The organism is Vibrio maerlii, from assembly GCF_003415655.1.
GTDB classification, from domain to species: Bacteria; Pseudomonadota; Gammaproteobacteria; order Enterobacterales; family Vibrionaceae; genus Vibrio; species Vibrio maerlii.
Map to the genome: position 1 here is coordinate 25,640 of NZ_QRHC01000016.1, position 19,472 is coordinate 45,111.

16 protein-coding genes and 9 tRNA genes are annotated in these 19,472 nt (G+C 45.6%); 6 read left to right on the forward strand and 19 right to left on the reverse strand.

Features of this window, described 5'->3' with window-relative positions; genetic code table 11:
- Positions 1–126: 126 nt before the first annotated feature.
- On the forward strand, positions 127–312 hold the full coding sequence (locus tag DPF91_RS20040; RefSeq protein WP_117236216.1) for a DUF2065 domain-containing protein: 186 nt from the start codon (positions 127–129) through the stop codon (positions 310–312).
- Positions 313–505: 193 nt separating this feature from the next.
- On the opposite strand, the gene hflC is transcribed toward DPF91_RS20040, so the two are convergent.
- The 8 genes from hflC to tsaE form a co-directional block, all read right to left on the reverse strand.
- On the reverse strand, positions 506–1,483 hold the full coding sequence (gene hflC, locus DPF91_RS20045) for a protease modulator HflC (protein WP_117236217.1): 978 nt from the start codon (positions 1,481–1,483) through the stop codon (positions 506–508).
- Positions 1,484–1,485: 2 nt separating this feature from the next.
- Complete coding sequence (hflK, locus tag DPF91_RS20050; protein WP_117236218.1) at positions 1,486–2,685, reverse strand: FtsH protease activity modulator HflK; 1,200 nt, start codon at positions 2,683–2,685, stop codon at positions 1,486–1,488.
- A gap of 45 nt (positions 2,686–2,730) precedes the next feature.
- Positions 2,731–4,020: a ribosome rescue GTPase HflX gene (gene hflX, locus DPF91_RS20055; protein WP_117236219.1), complete on the reverse strand. Its 1,290-nt coding sequence runs from the start codon at positions 4,018–4,020 to the stop codon at positions 2,731–2,733.
- A gap of 45 nt (positions 4,021–4,065) precedes the next feature.
- Positions 4,066–4,326, reverse strand: a complete 261-nt coding sequence (gene hfq, locus DPF91_RS20060; RefSeq protein ID WP_117236220.1) for an RNA chaperone Hfq — start codon at positions 4,324–4,326, stop codon at positions 4,066–4,068.
- 161 nt (positions 4,327–4,487) lie between these two features.
- On the reverse strand, positions 4,488–5,423 hold the full coding sequence (gene miaA, locus DPF91_RS20065; RefSeq protein WP_117236221.1) for a tRNA (adenosine(37)-N6)-dimethylallyltransferase MiaA: 936 nt from the start codon (positions 5,421–5,423) through the stop codon (positions 4,488–4,490).
- A 5-nt stretch (positions 5,424–5,428) separates the two neighbouring features.
- A complete protein-coding gene (gene mutL / locus DPF91_RS20070; RefSeq protein WP_117236222.1) occupies positions 5,429–7,429 on the reverse strand; it encodes a DNA mismatch repair endonuclease MutL in 2,001 nt (666 codons plus the stop codon).
- Between the two features lie 17 nt (positions 7,430–7,446).
- Positions 7,447–9,180, reverse strand: a complete 1,734-nt coding sequence (locus tag DPF91_RS20075) for a LysM peptidoglycan-binding domain-containing protein (RefSeq protein ID WP_117236223.1) — start codon at positions 9,178–9,180, stop codon at positions 7,447–7,449.
- The gene (gene tsaE / locus DPF91_RS20080; protein ID WP_117236224.1) at positions 9,174–9,638 is read right to left on the reverse strand and encodes a tRNA (adenosine(37)-N6)-threonylcarbamoyltransferase complex ATPase subunit type 1 TsaE; all 465 of its coding nucleotides are present in this window, start codon (positions 9,636–9,638) and stop codon (positions 9,174–9,176) included. Before tsaE ends, DPF91_RS20075 begins: the two co-directional genes overlap by 7 nt.
- A 223-nt stretch (positions 9,639–9,861) precedes the next feature.
- Here tsaE and queG point away from each other — a divergent pair, with 223 nt between their 5' ends.
- On the forward strand, positions 9,862–10,977 hold the full coding sequence (gene queG / locus DPF91_RS20085) for a tRNA epoxyqueuosine(34) reductase QueG (protein ID WP_117236225.1): 1,116 nt from the start codon (positions 9,862–9,864) through the stop codon (positions 10,975–10,977).
- Between the two features lie 728 nt (positions 10,978–11,705).
- On the opposite strand, the gene DPF91_RS20095 is transcribed toward queG, so the two are convergent.
- The 10 genes from DPF91_RS20095 to orn form a co-directional block, all read right to left on the reverse strand.
- Positions 11,706–11,781 (reverse strand) — tRNA-Gly (locus tag DPF91_RS20095).
- Between the two features lie 32 nt (positions 11,782–11,813).
- A tRNA-Met gene (locus DPF91_RS20100) sits at positions 11,814–11,890 on the reverse strand.
- Between the two features lie 42 nt (positions 11,891–11,932).
- A tRNA-Gly gene (locus tag DPF91_RS20105) sits at positions 11,933–12,008 on the reverse strand.
- Between the two features lie 40 nt (positions 12,009–12,048).
- Positions 12,049–12,124, reverse strand: a tRNA-Gly gene (locus tag DPF91_RS20110).
- A gap of 57 nt (positions 12,125–12,181) precedes the next feature.
- Positions 12,182–12,257, reverse strand: a tRNA-Gly gene (locus tag DPF91_RS20115).
- Positions 12,258–12,289: 32 nt separating this feature from the next.
- Positions 12,290–12,366: transfer RNA gene (locus tag DPF91_RS20120), tRNA-Met, on the reverse strand.
- 42 nt (positions 12,367–12,408) lie between these two features.
- Positions 12,409–12,484 (reverse strand) — tRNA-Gly (locus DPF91_RS20125).
- 32 nt (positions 12,485–12,516) lie between these two features.
- Positions 12,517–12,593 (reverse strand) — tRNA-Met (locus tag DPF91_RS20130).
- 59 nt (positions 12,594–12,652) lie between these two features.
- Positions 12,653–12,728 (reverse strand) — tRNA-Gly (locus DPF91_RS20135).
- Between the two features lie 195 nt (positions 12,729–12,923).
- Positions 12,924–13,469 carry an oligoribonuclease gene (orn, locus tag DPF91_RS20140; protein ID WP_117236227.1) on the reverse strand — a complete coding sequence of 182 codons (546 nt, stop codon included), beginning with the start codon at positions 13,467–13,469 and terminating at the stop codon, positions 12,924–12,926.
- A 132-nt stretch (positions 13,470–13,601) separates the two neighbouring features.
- On the opposite strand from orn, the gene rsgA reads away from it, so the two are divergent.
- From rsgA to DPF91_RS20160, 4 genes are all read left to right on the forward strand, one after another.
- On the forward strand, positions 13,602–14,657 hold the full coding sequence (gene rsgA / locus DPF91_RS20145; RefSeq protein ID WP_117236228.1) for a small ribosomal subunit biogenesis GTPase RsgA: 1,056 nt from the start codon (positions 13,602–13,604) through the stop codon (positions 14,655–14,657).
- Between the two features lie 110 nt (positions 14,658–14,767).
- Positions 14,768–15,673: an archaetidylserine decarboxylase gene (gene asd / locus DPF91_RS20150; RefSeq protein ID WP_117236271.1), complete on the forward strand. Its 906-nt coding sequence runs from the start codon at positions 14,768–14,770 to the stop codon at positions 15,671–15,673.
- A gap of 195 nt (positions 15,674–15,868) precedes the next feature.
- Positions 15,869–17,284 (forward strand): SLC13 family permease, encoded by a 1,416-nt coding sequence (locus tag DPF91_RS20155; protein WP_117236229.1) that lies wholly within the window; start codon positions 15,869–15,871, stop codon positions 17,282–17,284.
- A 63-nt stretch (positions 17,285–17,347) separates the two neighbouring features.
- Entirely contained in the window at positions 17,348–18,268 is a 921-nt protein-coding gene (locus DPF91_RS20160; protein ID WP_117236272.1) for a DMT family transporter, read from the forward strand.
- Positions 18,269–18,356: 88 nt separating this feature from the next.
- Here DPF91_RS20160 and epmA read toward each other — a convergent pair whose 3' ends face one another.
- Positions 18,357–19,334, reverse strand: a complete 978-nt coding sequence (gene epmA / locus DPF91_RS20165; RefSeq protein WP_117236230.1) for an elongation factor P--(R)-beta-lysine ligase — start codon at positions 19,332–19,334, stop codon at positions 18,357–18,359.
- Positions 19,335–19,472 lie beyond the last annotated feature (138 nt).

Sequence of the window (19,472 nt, forward strand, 5' to 3'; positions counted from 1 at the left end):
CACAATTCTTGCAGTCATTTTTTGTTCACAATAATGGCAACTCAAGCTTTGTTTCGATTGGCTTCATTTTCTAGCCGTGGTAATAAGCTGATATCTTTGTCATTTTTAAATTCAGTGAGAAATAAAATGTCACACTCTATTTGGATCGCACTAGGGCTAGTATTGATTGTCGAGGGACTCGGACCGCTCATTGCTCCCAACGGCTGGCGTAATATGGTGGCTCAACTAAGCGAGCAGCCTGATAACCAATTGCGTCGAATCGGTGGCTGTCTAGTGGTTGCGGGTGCAGTGATTGTGGGGATGATGATTTAAGTGCCTAGTGCCTAGTGCCTAGTGCCTAGTGCCTAGTGCCTAGTGCCTAGTGCCTAGTGCCTAGTGCCTAGTAGAGCAAGATAGCCACCTTTATTCTAAAAACAAAAAGCGCAAATTGAATCAACAATCTGCGCTTTCTCTTACCTATAGGAAGAAGTCCGTTCTATAGCGAAGCGTCCTTCAACCTTTTCGCTTACTCAGCTGTCGCGCCTTTTGCGTTGTTCATGTATTGGAAGAAGTCGCTCTTCGGATCCAATACAAGAATGTCGCTCTTATCGCTGAATGATTTCTCGTATGCTTTCAGAGAACGCAGGAATCCGAAGAATTCTGGGTCTTTGTTGTAAGCATCAGAGTAAATCTTAGCAGCTTCTGCATCCGCGTCACCTCGAGTTACACGAGCTGTCTTGTCTGCTTCTGCAAGTACTGTTGCTACTTCTAGCTCAGCTTGTGCACGGATAACTTCGGCTTTCTCACGACCTTGAGAACGGTGACGACGAGCCACAGACTCACGCTCAGCTCTCATACGACGGTAGATAGACTCACTGATCTCGTCAGGAAGGTTGATTTTCTTCATTCGGAAATCAACAACTTCAACACCAAGGTCAGACATTGCGCTATCACGTGTGCCGTCTAGAACGTTTTCCATGATTTTATCACGCTCACCATCGATCTCTAGAGCTTCGATTGCCGCTTCAGTTGCACCCTCTTCAGTATCTAAACTTTCAGGTAGAACGTCCGCGTTGCGAGGACCAGATACGATTTGCTTGATTTCACGAGCACCGATCTCAGAACGAAGTACGTCAGTTACTTTACGCTCTAATAGTGCTTCTGCTGTTAGTGCGTTACCGCCACCTGTAGTTAGGTAGTAACGACCAAAGTCAGCAATACGCCATTTCACGTAAGTATCGATGATAACGTCTTTTTTCTCAGACGTTACGAAACGGTCTGAACGACCATCCATTGTTTGGATACGTGCATCAAGGATCTTCACACGGTCAAACAGCGGCATCTTAAAGTGAAGACCTGGTTCATAAGTCTTCGAAATGCCGTTTTCATCAAGTACACGGCCGAATCGGATTACTAGGCCACGCTCACCCTCTTGGATTACAAACATTGACATCAGCAATAGTGCAATCGTTACGACAATTACAGGGATCATTAACTTACGCATTCTTAATATCTCCCTTGACGTGAACTAGTTGAACGAGACTGTGAATCTGAAGTTGAATCGCTAGGTTGAGTTTCTAACTCAATCTGATCGTAAGTTGAAGATGATCTCGTGTTACGTTTAGTTTGAGTTTGACCTTCGCCTGCCAACTTATCGATAGGTAGGTACAACAGATTACCGCTCGACTCTGAATCAATCAGAACCTTAGATGTACTGCTGTATACTTGTTCCATCGTGTCTAAGTACAGACGGTTACGAGTAACTTCTGGAGCCGCTTGGTATTCAGGAAGCAGTTTTTCAAACTGAGCAACTTGACCCAATGCTTCGTTAGTTACACGCTCAGAGTAACCCAATGCTTCTTTCTTCAGACGCTCTGCACGACCTGTTGCTTTAGGTAGGATGTCATTTCGGTACGCTTCTGCTTCACGCTCGAAACGTTCCTCATCCTCTCGCGCTGCGATTGCATCATCGAATGCGTCTTTAACTTGCTCTGGCGGACGAGCCGACTGGAAGTTGACATCGACAATCACAACACCCATATCGTAGCTATCGACGATTTGGTTTAGTGTTTCTTGCGTACTTTGACGAATTTGCTGACGACCACTTGTTAGGATGCTATCCATTAATGAGTCGCCCACAACCGCACGTAGCGCAGAGTCGGTTGCTTGACGTAAGCTGTCGTCTGCATTTGTAACGCGGAATAGGTATTTGTATGGGTCCGCAACACGGTACTGAACGTCCATCGCAACAGTTACTACGTTCTCATCTTTAGTCAGCATTAGACCCGATGAACGTAGAGAACGGATTGCTTGTACGTTTACTGGAGCCACTTCATCGATGAAGCGAGGACGCCAGTTAAGACCTGGATCAACGATACGGTCGAACTTACCAAGGCGTAGTACTACACCACGCTCGGCTTCGCCAACAGTATAGATACCTGACAAACCCCAAACAAAAATAGCAATAACGGCAATCAAGCCAAAGCCAATCGCACCACCATTGCCAATCGATGGTCCATTACTACCACCACCTTTCTTACCAAATTTACCACCAAGCTTCTGACTCAGTTTACTAAAAACTTCGTCCAAGTCCGGTGGGCCTTGATCTCGGCCACCCGAGTTACGGCTTCCGCGATCATTATTACCCCAAGGGTCATTATCGCGGCCGTTGTTGCCGTTGTTATTACCAGGCTCATTCCACGCCATTAGAAAGCTCCATCATTTGATATGACGTTATACTGTAGCAGTCCTTTAAGTAACTATAAAGTCACGTAAAACTGCTTCTTCTCTTTTTTCAAGTCTAGACCAATCTACCTGTTGCATTCGAATATCGATCAACAGGTTTCCTTCTTCATCATATTCTTCTTGTTGAATACATTTCATGTTGAAGAAAGTACTACGAAGGCGGCCTTGAAATTGTGGAGGGATACGAAGTTGATACTGAACCATTTGGCTCGCTAAACGTTCAGTTAGCGCTTCAAACAGCAACTCAATACCGATACCTTCCATCGCCGATACCCACACTGCACGTGGGATACCTTCCTCATCTCTTTCAATACGAGGTTTTTGGCCTTCTAGATTATCGATCTTGTTCATCACGACTAGAGATGGGATCTCGATTGCATCGATCTCTTCTAGCACGTCATGGACAGCTTGAATATTCTCACGAAAACGCTCATCACTGGCATCGACAACATGTAACAAAATGTCAGCTTCTTGCGTCTCTTGTAATGTTGCTTTAAATGCGGCGACGAGGTCGTGAGGAAGATGACGGATAAAACCTACTGTATCAGCCAAGATCGCAGGTCCTACATCGGCAAGATCAATCTTACGCAGTGTTGGATCCAAGGTTGCAAATAGCTGATCAGCGGCATATACGCCCGCTTCAGTAATTCTGTTAAATAGTGTTGATTTACCTGCGTTGGTATACCCCACTAAAGATACCGTTGGTATTTCTGCTCGGTTTCGTGCTCGACGACCTTGTTCACGTTGCTTGGCTACCTTATCAAGGCGGCGCAAGATCGCTTTAATGCGATCACGCAATAAACGTCTATCCGTTTCTAACTGCGTTTCACCTGGACCACGTAGACCGATACCACCTTTTTGTCGCTCAAGGTGCGTCCAACCACGAATAAGTCGCGTCGAGATATGGCGTAGCTGAGCTAGCTCTACCTGTAGCTTACCTTCGTGAGTACGTGCGCGTTGAGCAAAGATATCCAGAATCAGCCCTGTTCGGTCGAGTACACGACACTTACAAAGTTGCTCTAGGTTTCGTTCTTGGGCAGGCGAAAGGGCGTGATTAAAAATCACGATTTCAGCACCAGTCAGCTGCACGGCTTGTGCAATTTCCTGAGCCTTACCCTCTCCAACGTAGTATTTAGGGTGTGGGGACTGACGACTACCCGTTACAACTTGTAAGGTAGAAACGCCAGCCGAAGAGACCAACATCTCAAACTCGTTGAGATCTTCCCACTCCCCTTCTTGCGTGAAGTTGATATGAACAAGTACGGCTCGCTCACCGGATTCATAACGGTCAAACAAGCAATCAACTCCTTCTTAGAAAACTAAGATGATTGTTCAAAAAGATTAATCTTCCGACTTTTCTTGTGAACGCTCTGCTGGGCGCTCACCACTGTGATGGCTCACTGCTCGAGCCGGAACAACAGTAGAAATCGCATGCTTGTACACCATTTGATTTACTGTATTCTTCAGCAAGATAACGAACTGATCAAAAGATTCGATCTGACCCTGTAGCTTAATTCCATTTACTAGGTAGATAGACACTGGGATACGCTCACGGCGTAGCGCGTTTAGAAATGGGTCTTGTAGAGATTGCCCCTTAGCCATTTTATTTTCCTTTTTAAAATTGTATTTGTTGTTATTTAGCTAGTGGTGCTGCGATGTTGCTGCTTTTGCATCTGAGCTAAACGATAAAACTTCCCCAAATCGACCTTGAACGAAGATCTCTTCAGGTCATTTACGCAAAAACGATCACATTATACACAGGATCATTGAGTAGATACTATTGCATCTGACATCAAATCAACGGCTTGTTCAATGTTCTCGCTATCTAACCAAGTTAAATCATCCCAGCTGCGTAACCAGGTAATTTGTCGCTTGGCCAATTGACGGGTTGCACAGACACCTTTAAAAATAGCATCATCCAAGGTGCAATTCCCATCCAAATAATCCCACATCTGACGATAACCCACGCATCGGATAGACGGCAGATCAGGGTGAAGATCTTCACGAGCATAGAGTTCTCGCATCTCTTCTTCGAACCCGGCTTCCATCATTTTATCGAAACGTAATTCAATACGACGATGTAGTTCAGCCCTTTCCTTGGGAGCTATAGCAAACTGTTTTACTCGAAACGGTAGAGGTTCACCCTGTGTTTGAGTCAGCTCTGTTAGAGTTTTACCTGAAATTCGGTAAACTTCCAATGCTCTCGACAATCTTTGCGGATCATTCTGGTGAATTCTTTCTGCAGAAACTGTATCAATCGCACGTAATTGTTCATGAAGCGCCGCCCAACCTAACTGTTGAGATTCTTTTTCAATCTGAGCACGGATCTCTGGATCGGCTTTTGGCAGAGGTGATAAACCCTCAAGCAGTGCCTTGTAGTAAAGCATTGTCCCACCCACCAGTAATGGGATCTTACCCTGAGCAACAATCTCATCCATCGCCTCTAGAGCATCACGACGAAAGTCTGCTGCTGAATAGCTTTCACTTGGATCCAAAATATCAATTAAGCGATGCGGTGCTTGTTCTAATTCCGTTTCATCAGGTTTAGCGGTACCAATATCCATCCCTTTATAAATCAATGCAGAATCGACACTGATAATTTCGACTGGATACTTTTGGCGTAAGCGAATGGCAAGATCCGTTTTGCCTGATGCGGTAGGCCCCATTAAAAATAGCGCTAACGGTAATTGTTTTGTCATGAAATCTATTTATCTATTAAAGAAGAGATTGTTGCAGCGAAATCGACCGACTGAACAAAGCTCGCCTCATTTAAAGGTAGTTGACCGTGGTAAAGCTGCTCAAGTTCCGCAATAAGTTGAATTGCTTCAGATAAAGTGTAGTCGCTTTTTATTAACGTCACATGATCTGCAAGCCAATGAGCGAGCTGAGAAGGCTCTACGGTTTGTTTATAAAGCGCGTAAGATAACAGATCTGGAATTAAGTTTTGTAAGTTTTGCTGCCTTAAAGGTTGAGGCACTCCCATCACCATTATAGTGGTGTGGTTACGAGCTTTAATCTGAATACCAAATGGACTAAATAAAGCATTCAGTTTCTCTAGCGCTTCAATCACAGCTTTGTCTACTTTGAGTGAAAGCGGCACCAGCAATGGCTGACTTTTCAGCCCTTCTTGATTCGGCAACAATTGTTGATAACTGCGATGCCACTCAGCACGAACCAGAGAGACTAACGCGGCCCCATTTTTATTACCGACCAGTAAATACTGATTGTCGACCACGCAGATGGCCTTACCTAACTCTGTGACAGGCTCGTTCTGCTTAGTTGGGGCACTTTTTGTTACCAGCGGCGCAGCTTCGCTTGCTTGAGCATCCGGCTCAGGCAATGTCTGCATTAGTTCAGAGTAAGCTTTGGCCTCTTTATAACTTGGTGCCTTATCCTGTACCTGCCCTACAGGTCTAGGCTTGCCCTTATTGCTTTCAACCCAATCATTACGAGTTGTAGATGGTGATGATACTTCCGTAGAACTCTGCCCATCAGAATAGCTGCGAGATTGATAATCGGATTGACCCGGGTAACTCGGTACGCTCTCCGCAGCTTGATATGATTGAGGAGAAACTGACAGTTGCTTATCTTCTGTATCCGCAGCTAGCTGCTCAACCGGCTCACGATAGTCATCAAAAGGCACATTATCCGATTGTGTTTCTGGTTGATGATATGCGGACTCTGTTTTCTGTGGTGCATCAATATGACGACTTTGCGCTAGTGCATCCGCTAAAGCTTGATAGATGAAATCATGGACCAAACGAGCCTGATGAAAACGAACCTCATGTTTAGCTGGATGAACATTCACATCAACATTGTGTGGGTCCAACTCAATAAACAAGATGTAAGCGGCATATTGGTCAGGTCGTAAGCTGGTCTCATAGCTCTGACGGATAGCATGATTGATCAGCTTGTCACGCATCATTCGACCATTCACATAGCAAAATTGAAGGTCGTTTTGCGCTCGGGCCCCATCAGGCGTGGTAATCCAACCGTGTAATTTTAGCCCTTGATGCTCAAGCTCTATTTTAAGCATGTTACGCACGAATGCAGTACCACACACGGCAGCAATACGTTTTTCAGCCTGAGCTTCAGTTTTTGCAGCACGATACTGTCGGACCATTTTTCCGTTGTGACGTAGGTTAATCGTCACATCAAATCGGCTCAGAGCAATGCGCTTAATCAGCTCATCAATATGAGTAAATTCAGTTTTCTCGGTTCTTAAGAACTTACGACGCGCTGGCGTGTTAAAAAACAAATCCAGCACCTCAACACTAGTACCAATAGGATGAGCTGTCGGCTGGAGTTTTACCTCCATATCTCGCCCTTCGCTATAGGCAGACCAAGCTTGTTCTTGCGTAGCAGGGCGGGAGGTCATAGTTAAGCGTGAAACCGAGCTGATACTCGCTAATGCTTCACCTCGGAAGCCCAGGCTAACAATAGCCTCGAGATCATCCAGAGTATGAATCTTCGATGTAGCATGACGGCTAAGTGCTAAGGATAATTCATCCTTATCGACACCTTTACCGTTATCTCGGATACGAATAAGCTTACTTCCGCCCTTTTCGATATCAATATCGATCCGAGTTGCACCCGCGTCGAGGCTATTTTCTACCAACTCTTTTACGACCGAAGCCGGACGCTCAACTACCTCGCCCGCGGCGATTTGGTTGGCAAGTCGAGCCGGAAGAATTTTTATGCTCATCAAAGAAACCTTATCCGCTACTTATTCGGAATCACCAGAACTTGGCCAACAGCCAAAGAGTCAGAACGCAGTTTGTTCACTTGTCGAATGCTTGATACCGATACGCCATATTTACTCGCGATCTTGCCAAGGTACTCGCCACGTTTGACGGTATGCTTGCGCACCGGTAAGTCTTTCAAGCTGACTGTTATCTTGAGCTTCTGACCTTTACGCAATGTATCGCTACGTAGATTATTCTCTCGCTTGATACTCGCGACACTCACCTTGTACTTGTTGGCGATCTTTCCAAGGTACTCACCCGATTGAACGGTATGAGTAATAGTCTTAGTTTCAACCGGGTTCGAAACCTTAGGCACCGAAACCGCAGATAGCCCACTCGAAGGCAGTTTTAATACCTGACCAATTGCCAGAGAACTACTCTTCAAGTTATTCAGTTTCATCAATGTGGAGGTCGAAGTGCCGTATTTCTTAGCGATGACAGATAACGATTCACCACGCTGGACTTTGTGGGTACTGATTTTACCTTTGTTTGCTAACAAGGTGCCTTCAGGTGGATTCGCCTCAAAGTATTTTACGATCGCCTTAGTCAACGAGCGTGCTAGCTTGTCTTGATGCGATCGCTGGAACAACAATCGTTCTTCTGTTGGATTGGTAATGAATCCTGTTTCTACCAGTACCGAAGGAATATCCGGAGACTTCAATACAGCAAGGCTGGCATTAACAGGTTCTTTCTTATGAAGGTGAATCCCAGCACGACTCATTTCACTCAGGATATTCTTCGCAACCTTGTAGCCTTCTTTCTGTGAGTGACTAAACTGCAGATCCAGTAACGTTTGACTCACGTTTCGATCATTGGTGTTTTTCGCTAGTACATCCCCAGCACCACCCAGTAACTCTGATTGCTTCTCGTGGTTTTCGACCCAACGGGCGATCTCTGAGTTAGCACGACGAGTGTTCAATACAAATACCGAACCACCACGCGGTTGCGGCGTGCGGAAACCATCCGCGTGGACAGAGACCAACAGGTGCGCTTTGTTCTTACGGGCAATCTCTGAGCGCTTATTCAGATTCACAAAGTAATCACCACTTCGTGTTAGAACCGCCTTCATACCAGGGATCGCGTTAATTTGTGCTGCTAACTTCTTTGAAACAGCTAGTGTCGCATGTTTTTCATACTTCTTGGATGGCCCGATAGAGCCTGGGTCTTCACCACCGTGGCCAGCATCGATAGCAACAACGATATCGGCAGTGCCAAGTAGCTGAGACGCATCACGGCTAACCGCTGTCGGACTGCTTGATGAAGATGTGCTAGTGCCACTTGCTGAAGACCCATGTGGAAGATCGATCACCAAACGGTGGCCATACTGACCACCAGGTGTTGGTTTTAACTTAAACAAGTTCGCACTGGTTTTGCCCTTGAGCTCGAAAACCAATCGGAAAGTGCCCGACTTTGGTGGTGAACTCTTACGGACTCGCTTAAGTATTTTACTGTCCTTAACTTCAAGAGGAAGCTTGGCATCGATATTGGTATTTTTAAGATCCACAACCAAGCGATGCGGACTGGTTAGCGTGAAGTAGCTAAAATCAGCCTCTGACTTAAGGTCAATAACAACTCGTGTTTCATCAGGCGATGGCCAAGCTCGCACTCCTTTAAGCGTGTTAGCGTAGCCATAAGATGAAAAGAGACAAAGTAGTAATACTGTAGAGGCAATGAATACCGACAGTAATCGCTGGGGAATAAAACTCAACATAACTCCATTTGAGCAAGAAGCTGATTTCCATATTCATTATTAGCACGAATAGTTGCCTCTCGCTCCTCTCCTTGGTAGCGAATATCGATATCTAAATCAGGTTGAGGAAGCATACCCTCACCTTTCTCAGGCCACTCAACTAAGCAAATTGCGTCTGGAGTGAAATAATCTCGGATCCCCATGAACTCTAACTCTTCAGGATCTGCTAAACGATAAAGGTCAAAGTGATATACCTGCCACTTATCCAACTGATAAGGTTCAACTAATGTATATGTTGGGCTTTTCACATTCCGCTGATGGCCTAAGGCACGCACAAAGCCACGACTGAAGGTCGTTTTTCCTGCCCCAAGATCACCGTGCAAGTAGATAGTGGTTTGTTGAGAGCAAATCATTGCGAGTGCTGTTCCTAGCTTAACAGTGTCTTGCTCATCTTTAAGGTGAAATTTTTGCGTGCTCATTAATGAATTACTCTAAAATTTGATCGTTGATTGTATAAAAATCAATTAAGTTGGAATAGTAAACCGTGTTGCTTTTGAGAGACAAGATCTGTTGTGCAAGTTATAAGAAAAACTTTCTTTATTCTCAATGTACATAGATGAAAATCCACACCCAAATAGCATAGATCCATCATAAAAGATCTTGTAAGATCCGTGCCCCTTTGACCACTCACCGAGTCTAATCATGGATTACCAGCAGTTAGCACAAAACATCAAACTTTGGGGCCAAGAACTCGGCTTTCAAAAAGTCGGTATCTGTGACGTTGACCTTAAAGAACATGAACCAGAGCTTCAACGTTGGATCGACGCTGGCTATTACGGTGAGATGGATTGGATGGCTCGCCACGGCATGATGCGTGCCCGCCCAGATGAGTTGCTGCCTGGGACAATACGCGTCATTAGTGCTCGTATGGATTACCTTCCACCTGAAGCACAGTTTGCTTCTAACCTAAAAGACCCAAACACAGCCTATATTAGTCGCTATGCACTCGGCCGAGACTATCACAAGCTAATACGAAACAGACTTAAACAGCTTGGCCAAAAAATCGAAAACGAAGTCGGTAAGCTTGGCTATCGTCCTTTTGTTGACTCTGCACCAATCCTTGAACGCCCATTGGCTCAAAAAGCGGGCCTAGGTTGGACTGGCAAACACTCCCTAATTCTGGATAAAGAAGCAGGCTCTTGGTTTTTCCTTGGCGAACTTCTCATTGATATCCCTCTACCCGTTGATACACCAAGCACCAACGAGTGCGGTCACTGCAAAGCATGCATTACTTCTTGCCCAACGCAAGCCATTGTAGATAACGAAGTGGTGGACGCACGCCGCTGTATCTCTTACCTAACCATTGAATATGACGGCGTCATTCCCGAAGAGTTCCGCAAGGCTATGGGCAATCGTATCTATGGCTGTGATGACTGCCAGTTAGTCTGCCCCTGGAATCGACACGCCGAGCTGACCCAACAATTCGATTTCCACCGCCGCGAAAGTTTTCAAAAAAGTGAACTACTGACGTTATTTAATTGGGATGAAGCGACTTTCCTTAAATCAATGGAAGGGTCGGCTATTCGTCGCATTGGCCATCTACAATGGCTACGTAACCTATCCATTGCAATTGGTAACGCACCGTACTCCCAAGATTACATCAACGCACTTGAGGCTCGTTTAGGCCTATCCGAAGTTCTCGACGAACATTTACACTGGGCGATCGCACAGCAAACCACTCAACTACCAACTGAAAGCACCCAAAAACAATCCCGCTTGATTCGAATTATCGAGAAGGGTCTACCGAGAGATGCGTAAGTTAGGCAAGTGATATATACAAGATAATTTCCATCAGTTTGCACTACAAATCATGACACACATCAAGATTTGACCTAAATGTGGAAAAACTTCGTTTGCGCAACAACTTCAGCATGACTTATGAAAGTTAAGCACAAGGCGAATAAATGATTAGGATCAAAAAACAACAAGTTATTGATCCTTCAATTTACGTTACCTAAATAACAAAAGTCAGATATAAGTATTTAAAATCATAAGGTTAACTGGATTAACCAAATTTACCATTAGCTTAATGTGAAGAGAAGATCCTGCTGAGCCAATAAAAAATGGTCGTGTTATTTTTGGTTATCAACCAACTTATCCACAAATTAAGTAATGTGGATAACTCTGTTAACTAAAACCGTAAATAGGCTCAAACGMACCATAAAGCTTAGCTTTTGGTGTTAAGAAATTTGCAATCCAATTGCAAAGATAAAATGTTAGAGACACAAAAACACCCCAACATTGTTGGTTAGTCATTTGTGTAGGGATTCATGCTTCTCAGCATTAGAAAGAGCGAAGCCGTGAGGCTTAAGACCAATCTAGGATTGGTAGAAGAATTTGGAGCGACACACGAGGTTCCCGATTTTCAAGGAACTAGGCGTGACCTCAACCTTGGCAAGGTTGCGCTTAACCAGATGAGATATTTCGCTTCATGTCATCATTTAAAGCATGATGATGGGCTTATTCCTCTCTCTTCGAAAAGAAAGTGGAGCGACACACGAGGTTCGAACTCGTGACCTCAACCTTGGCAAGGTTGCGCTCTACCAGCTGAGCTAGTGTCGCATAATCAACAGCAATCGCTATTGATTTAAATTTGGTTGCGGGGGCCGGATTTGAACCGACGACCTTCGGGTTATGAGCCCGACGAGCTACCAAGCTGCTCCACCCCGCGTCCGTAGTTCACCATTCAAAGCATGATGAAAGCTTATCAATTTGGAGCGACACACGAGGTTCGAACTCGTGACCTCAACCTTGGCAAGGTTGCGCTCTACCAGCTGAGCTAGTGTCGCTTCGTATCATCATTTAAAGCATGATGAGAGCTTATCAATCTGGAGCGACACACGAGGTTCGAACTCGTGACCTCAACCTTGGCAAGGTTGCGCTCTACCAGCTGAGCTAGTGTCGCTTCGTATCATCATTTGAAGCATGATGAGAGCTTATCCCGCTCTCTTCGAAAAGAAAGTGGAGCGACACACGAGGTTCGAACTCGTGACCTCAACCTTGGCAAGGTTGCGCTCTACCAGCTGAGCTAGTGTCGCATAATCAACAGCARTCGCTATTGATTTAAATTTGGTTGCGGGGGCCGGATTTGAACCGACGACCTTCGGGTTATGAGCCCGACGAGCTACCAAGCTGCTCCACCCCGCGTCCGTAGTTCATCATTCAAGGCATGATGAGAGCCTATCAATTTGGAGCGACACACGAGGTTCGAACTCGTGACCTCAACCTTGGCAAGGTTGCGCTCTACCAGCTGAGCTAGTGTCGCAGAGTTAATCGCTAATGCGCTTAACTGTAATTTGGTTGCGGGGGCCGGATTTGAACCGACGACCTTCGGGTTATGAGCCCGACGAGCTACCAAGCTGCTCCACCCCGCGTCCGTATTGTGTCACCGTTAAGTACCGTGAGAACTTTCCCTCTCTCTTCGAAAAGAAAGTGGAGCGACACACGAGGTTCGAACTCGTGACCTCAACCTTGGCAAGGTTGCGCTCTACCAGCTGAGCTAGTGTCGCATTCTGAAACGTCTTTCGTCGTTCAGGGCTGCGAATTATAAGAGCATTTTTTTGTGATGCAAGTCCTTATGCGAAAAAAGATCCTTTTTTTTTCTGATTGATGAAAAAGAAACCAACAAACAAATGATTTGTTTAGGTATTCATCACTTTATTGAGGTTCTCACCATCAACACATCATGCTCAACCAAGTCACCCTTAAATAGAAATGATCGTTTTTCGGTAATATTGCAACTCGGCGATCGATTCTCGAATGTCATCAAGAGCCAAATGAGAACCCGACTTACTAAAGCCGTCCAATACTTCAGGCTTCCAACGACGGGTCAGTTCTTTCAGCGTGCTCACATCGATATAGCGGTAATGAAAGTACTCTTCCAACTCAGGCATGTGCTTATACAAGAAACGACGATCCTGACCGATGCTATTACCACAAATTGGCGATTTGCCTTTTGGTACCCAGTTTTCTAGAAAGGCGATAGTTTGGCGAAGTGCCTCTTCCTCACTCACGGTACTTTCTTGGACACGCTTTACTAAGCCGCTATTCGTGTGTGTTGTTGTACACCACTCATCCATTTTAGCCAGTTCTGATTCAGGTTGATGGATAGCAAGAACCGGTCCCTCAGCAAGAATATTTAGCTCACTATCTGTCACGATAGTCGCTATCTCGATAATTTTATGTTGCTCAGGATCCAGACCTGTCATCTCCAGATCGACCCAAATTAGGTTCTGTTCGCTAAAGGACATCGTCGCCTCGCCTATTTGTTTAGTTGTAAAACAGGTACTATAACCAAATAAAACGGTTACTATAAGCCAATTCTAACGCCCCCCTTGCAGGGTGTTACATAACATTTAGACAAATTACTTAAGTAGAGCATTGTGGCAAAAAAGAAAAAGCTAACAAAAGGTCAGGTACGACGCGTTCGTAGCAACCAGAAGAAACGCTTAAAGCAAGAAGATTCGGTTCAATGGGATGAAGAGATGCTGGGCACAGCAAAAACTGGTCTCATCATTACTCGCTTTGGTCAGCATGCCGATGTCGAAGACATGGAAACCGGCGAGATCCAGCGCTGTAACTTACGCCGTGGCATCGAGAGCCTTGTTTCTGGTGACAAAGTTATTTGGCGCCCTGGTCTTGAATCTATGGCTGGTATTTCTGGCATCGTTGAAGCGGTAGAGCCACGCACATCTGTACTAACACGTCCTGATTATTACGATGGTTTAAAGCCAGTTGCCGCCAATGTCGACCAGATGATCATTGTTTCTTCAGTGCTACCAGAACTGTCGCTGAACATCATCGATCGCTATCTTGTCGCATCTGAAACACTAAAGATCGCTCCACTTATCGTACTTAACAAGATTGACCTTTTAAGTACTGAGCAAAAGTCGGAATACAAAGAGACCTTAGCTAACTATGAGAAGATTGGCTACGAGGTTCTATTTGTGAGTAAAGAGTCTGGCGAAGGTATCGCTGAGTTAGAAGCGAAACTAAGTGACCGTATAAATATCTTCGTTGGTCAATCTGGCGTTGGTAAATCGAGCCTAGTCAATGCCTTAATGCCTGAGCTCAATGTCGAAGAAGGTGCTGTCTCTGAGAACTCAGGGTTAGGCCAACATACAACGACCGCAGCGCGCCTTTACCACATCCCTAGTGGCGGTAAACTTATCGACTCTCCGGGGGTACGAGAATTCGGCCTTTGGCACTTAGAAGCTGACGAAGTCACTGAAGCTTTCATCGAGTTTCGTCCATTCCTGGGGGGCTGTAAGTTCCGTGATTGTAAGCACGATGACGACCCAGGCTGCATTATCCGGGGCGCAGTAGAAAGTGGTGAGATAAACGAAACCCGCTTTAAGAACTACCATCGCATTATCGAAAGCATGGCTGAGAACAAGGCAAATCGTCAGTACTCACGGAATAAAAAAGCTGACCTTTAGTTTCTAGCGATTTTAACCCGTTCAGAAAACATACTGACATGGCGTGGTGATTTGAGTAATATCACGCCCCTTAACCTCGAAAATAGATCGAATATTGGAACACAAACATGATTGATAAGATTAAAGTTGGGCTGCAATACTGGATCCCACAACACGGTTTAACTCGCCTAGTGGGTAAGTTAGCATCTGCAAAAGCAGGCGGTCTAACCACCAGCATTATTCGCTGGTTTATCAAACAATACAATGTGAACATGGACGAAGCGCTACATTCCGATCCTAAGCACTTCAAAACGTTCAACGAGTTTTTTGTGCGTGAGCTTAAAGAAGGTATGCGCCCTATCGTGGAAGGTGATGATGTTATCGTTCACCCTGCCGACGCTCGCGTTAGCCAGTTTGGCCCTATCACTGATGGTCGCCTAATCCAGGCAAAAGGCCACGACTTCTCTGCTCGTGAATTGCTCGGTGGTGATGCCGAACTAGCAAAAGAGTTTGAAGATGGTGAATTTGCAACACTTTACCTATCACCAAGCGATTACCACCGCGTACATATGCCTTGTGATGGCACACTACGCCAAATGATCTATGTTCCTGGTGACTTATTCTCAGTAAACCCATTAACGGCTGAGAATGTACCAAACCTATTTGCACGCAATGAGCGTGTCGTTTGTATTTTTGATACCGAATTTGGCCCTATGGCTCAGGTATTGGTTGGTGCAACCATTGTTGGTAGCATCGAGCAAGTTTGGGCTGGCACAATCACGCCACCACGCGGCAATACAATCTACAAGTGGGATTACCCAGCAGAGGGCAACAAAGCTATTGTTCTTAAGAAAGGTGAGGAGATGGGTCGCTTCAAACTAGGCTCAACCGTTATCAACTTATTTGCCAAAGATGCTATTACATTTGATGACAGCATGAAAAATGGCGAGAAGACCGTTTTAGGTACTGCTTACGCACACACAGCAAAATCCGAGCAACAAAATTCATCAGCTGAAGAGCACGCTGAACAAGAATAAATCTGCTAAACGAGTCCTTGATATCTTTAAGGACTCGTCTCTTTCTCTCCCGTCATTGCGCTGTAATTAATTGACCCAAAACAAGTTTTGCTTCGAAATACGCAACCAGTTTACAAAACTCCAACTCCCCTCTAAGACCAGCACGTGGTGATAATTTACTCTAATTTGAGTTAATTTCTCCTGGGGTCTTGTCCAATGTCTAAGCTCAATTCGGGCACGCTGATCAAGCTATTGATCTGCTTTGCCATCCCGCTAGGTGTGTTATTGATGCCAATCGATGCCATTCCTATTGCGGATCTCACTCTTATTCAACATCGATTACTTGCCATATTCTTACTCGCTGCTTTGTTATGGGTATTGGAGCCGGTACCGGTATTTGCCACCTCGATCCTCATCATCGCCTTAGAGTTGATTATGATTTCCAACAAGGGCTTGCATCTGTTTCGGCAACCACCAGCGGGGCATGAACTCGGCGAACTGATCAATTATACCGATATCTTTGCATCCTTCTCTTCACCTATCATTATCTTATTCATGGGTGGTTTTGCTCTTGCTATCGCCGCATCTAAATATGAACTAGATAACAACCTCGCACGGGTCTTGCTCAAACCCTTTGGCACACAACCTAAATTCATTATGTTAGGGCTGATGCTTATTACTGCCGTGTTCTCCATGTTCATGTCGAATACTGCGACAACCGTTATGATGCTTGCGTTGCTCGGGCCGATCGTTGCTTCTGCACCCAAAGGTGATGTGGGTATCAAGGCATTGGTGTTGTGTATTCCGATCGCGGCCAACACTGGTGGTATTGCAACCCCAATTGGCACCCCGCCCAATGCCATTGCGCTTCAATATCTCACAGGCGAAAACACCATCGACTTTCTAACTTGGATGATGATGGGTCTACCATTCGTTATCGTTCAGTTGACGATTGCATGGTTCTTACTCCAAAAGTTCTTCCCATCGACCCAACAAAACATGCAACTGAAACTCGATGGTAGCTTCAAGAAGAGTTGGCGCGCGATTGTGGTGTACATCACCTTCGCAACCACTATCCTGCTATGGATGACAACCAAGTTGCACGGAATGAACACCTACGTGGTGTCTATCTTGCCGCTCGCTGTCTTCACCCTCACAGGAATCATGGGGAAAAAAGAACTCAAGCTCATCAACTGGGATGTACTGTGGCTAGTCGCCGGTGGTATCGCCATTGGTATCGGTTTAGATAAAACAGGGCTAGCCTCGGCCCTTGCTCATGCGATTGATTATGAGTCCTTAACACCTGCTGCGGTGGTCATTACCCTATCGATTGTGTGCTGGCTAATGGCAAACTTCATGTCTAATACCGCAACAGCCAACTTGCTGATGCCAATTGCAGCTGCAATTGGAGCATCAATGGAAAGCCTATCAGCAATTGGCGGCTTGCAAGGTCTGCTCGTTGTTGTCGCGTTCTCTGCATCACTGGGTATGATACTGCCAGTTTCAACGCCTCCTAACTCTCTTGCTTACTCAACAGGCCTTGTTGAGAGTAAAGACATGGCGAAGATGGGCATCATCGTTGGCCTTATCGGTCTAGCGATTGTATACCTTGCGCTGTTTATTCTGACGTAGACACATTTATAAACTTGGTGCATCCTGAGCGACTACTTAATGGAATGAATGGATGCACCACCGATGGGATTCGAATGGCTGGCACTGGCCGCTGCTTTTCTTTGGGCTATAGCTAGCCTAATGTCTGTGACGCCTGCACGGCACCTAGGAACATTTGCCTATAGCCGTTGGCGTATGGGCTGCACTGCACTCATGCTCTCTACTATGGCTTGGTTAACCGGTGGTTGGTTCACTGTTGAAACCAGTTATATCACACCCATGCTGCTCTCTGGTCTCATTGGTATCTTCATTGGAGATACCGCGCTTTTTGCCTGCCTCAACCGCATGGGGCCAAGACAAGCTGGCCTGCTCTTTTCATGTCACGCGGTCTTCTCTGCGGTTCTTGGCTACTTCCTGTTTAGTGAGTCGATGTCTGGTATTGAGCTGATTGGCTCCGCCCTTGTTTTCTCCGGTGTTGTCACTGCCATCTTCTTTGGCCGTAAAGGAAACAGTAAAGGGTCTGCTACAAACAATGATTCCAGCAAGGCTTCTCAGTTGGAAGCTATCAAAGGAAACGTATGGGTTGGTGTCGCGTTGGGGCTTTTAGCCGCGTTATGTCAGGCACTTGGTGGCATTATCGCTAAGCCTATCATGCTGACAGAGATCGACCCCGTTGCGGCTTCTGCGATCCGAATGATCTCAGCATTTGTCGCACACTCACTGTTTCGTTTAACCGGAGCAAAACTGGCGAGACCCGTCCAACTGATGAATTCACGCATTTTCGTTATCACGGCCGTTAATGGCTTCTTAGCAATGGCTGTCGGGATGACTTTAATTTTGTATGCATTACAGGAAGGGAATGTAGGTATGGTCGCACTGTTGTCTTCGACCACACCCATTATGCTGCTACCAATACTATGGGTTTATACCGGCACACGTCCAAATCGGTATGCTTGGATGGGAGCAATATTAGCGGTTGTAGGTACAGGAATCCTGGTCGGCTGATAAGAGCGAGATTCCCTATAACTTGCGTGCATCGGGGATCTCACTTTTTATCAACACAAAAAACTAATAATCAAGTCCGTTCCATTAACTACGCAATTGGAAACGGAAACGCGGTTACCTGATCGATATGATCGCTGCCGATCGCGAGCATAATGAGACGATCGACCCCGAGTGCGACACCGGCACACTGTGGGAAGCCCGCTTCCAATGCCGCAATTAAGTTATGATCGATCGGTTGAGCGCTTAATCCCATGTGTAGACGCTTTCGGTTATCGTCTTCAAAGCGTTGAAGCTGTTCTTTGGCGTTATCTAACTCATGGAAGCCATTTGCCAATTCGATGCCTTTAAAGTAAACCTCAAAGCGATCAGCTACTCGCTCATCATTAGGATTAATCTTCGCTAATGCCGCCTGGGAAGCAGGGAAGTCATAAACAAAGGCTGGTGAGTCATGTTGACCTATCTTGCACTCAACTCCAATGCTGAACAGCAATTGCAGCAAAGTATCGCGGTCTTCTTCCTTATCGGCAATATCCGATAAGCCTAATGTTCCCGCGACTTGTTTGAGCTCACCCATCGACGCTTCAAGAGGACACACATTTAGAACTTGCAAAAAGGCTTGCTGGTAAGTCATTCGCTCTGCTGGCTGACATTTCAAAGTTACCTGGAGCAAATCGTCCATCTCATCCATCAAATCATGATGATCAAAGCCAACTCGATACCATTCCAACATAGTGAATTCAGGGTTGTGGTAGCGACCATTCTCTTCATTACGAAACGATTTGTTCATTTGATAGATAGAACCGCTGCCAGCTGCAATCAATCGCTTCATATGAAACTCTGGACTGGTCATCAAGTACAGAGTTTTCCCGCTCGCATACCCCGGACCATGAAACTCCGTCTTGAAGGTATGCAGATGAATATCGGTCACCGTGGCATGGCTCAAAGCGGGTGTATCCACCTCCATTACATCTCGTTCATAGAAAAACTGACGAATAGCGTGAGTAATGTAAGCTCGCTGTTTGAGCTGATCAACGGACGCAGTGGGTTGCCAGGTAGATTGAGTCATACCTTGTTCTCTTCTTACATAAGGGTTACCGCGTGGAAAGTATCACTTTTTCATTCTCGCACTCAATAGTATCGTTCAAGGTAATGATATTGACCTGCCAATTATTGATAATTCGCATTATTTTCTCTCATTCATTTA

What these genes read in the sequence shown, in the direction of transcription:
- DPF91_RS20040 (WP_117236216.1), top strand. Translation starts at nt 127, where the DNA reads ATGTCACACTCTATTTGGATCGCACTAGGGCTAGTATTGATTGTCGAG.
- hflC (WP_117236217.1), bottom strand. Translation starts at nt 1,483, where the DNA reads ATGCGTAAGTTAATGATCCCTGTAATTGTCGTAACGATTGCACTATTG.
- hflK (WP_117236218.1), bottom strand. Translation starts at nt 2,685, where the DNA reads ATGGCGTGGAATGAGCCTGGTAATAACAACGGCAACAACGGCCGCGAT.
- hfq (WP_117236220.1), bottom strand. Translation starts at nt 4,326, where the DNA reads ATGGCTAAGGGGCAATCTCTACAAGACCCATTTCTAAACGCGCTACGC.
- miaA (WP_117236221.1), bottom strand. Translation starts at nt 5,423, where the DNA reads ATGACAAAACAATTACCGTTAGCGCTATTTTTAATGGGGCCTACCGCA.
- mutL (WP_117236222.1), bottom strand. Translation starts at nt 7,429, where the DNA reads ATGAGCATAAAAATTCTTCCGGCTCGACTTGCCAACCAAATCGCCGCG.
- DPF91_RS20075 (WP_117236223.1), bottom strand. Translation starts at nt 9,180, where the DNA reads ATGTTGAGTTTTATTCCCCAGCGATTACTGTCGGTATTCATTGCCTCT.
- tsaE (WP_117236224.1), bottom strand. Translation starts at nt 9,638, where the DNA reads ATGAGCACGCAAAAATTTCACCTTAAAGATGAGCAAGACACTGTTAAG.
- queG (WP_117236225.1), top strand. Translation starts at nt 9,862, where the DNA reads ATGGATTACCAGCAGTTAGCACAAAACATCAAACTTTGGGGCCAAGAA.
- orn (WP_117236227.1), bottom strand. Translation starts at nt 13,469, where the DNA reads ATGTCCTTTAGCGAACAGAACCTAATTTGGGTCGATCTGGAGATGACA.
- DPF91_RS20155 (WP_117236229.1), top strand. Translation starts at nt 15,869, where the DNA reads ATGTCTAAGCTCAATTCGGGCACGCTGATCAAGCTATTGATCTGCTTT.
- DPF91_RS20160 (WP_117236272.1), top strand. Translation starts at nt 17,348, where the DNA reads ATGGGATTCGAATGGCTGGCACTGGCCGCTGCTTTTCTTTGGGCTATA.
- epmA (WP_117236230.1), bottom strand. Translation starts at nt 19,334, where the DNA reads ATGACTCAATCTACCTGGCAACCCACTGCGTCCGTTGATCAGCTCAAA.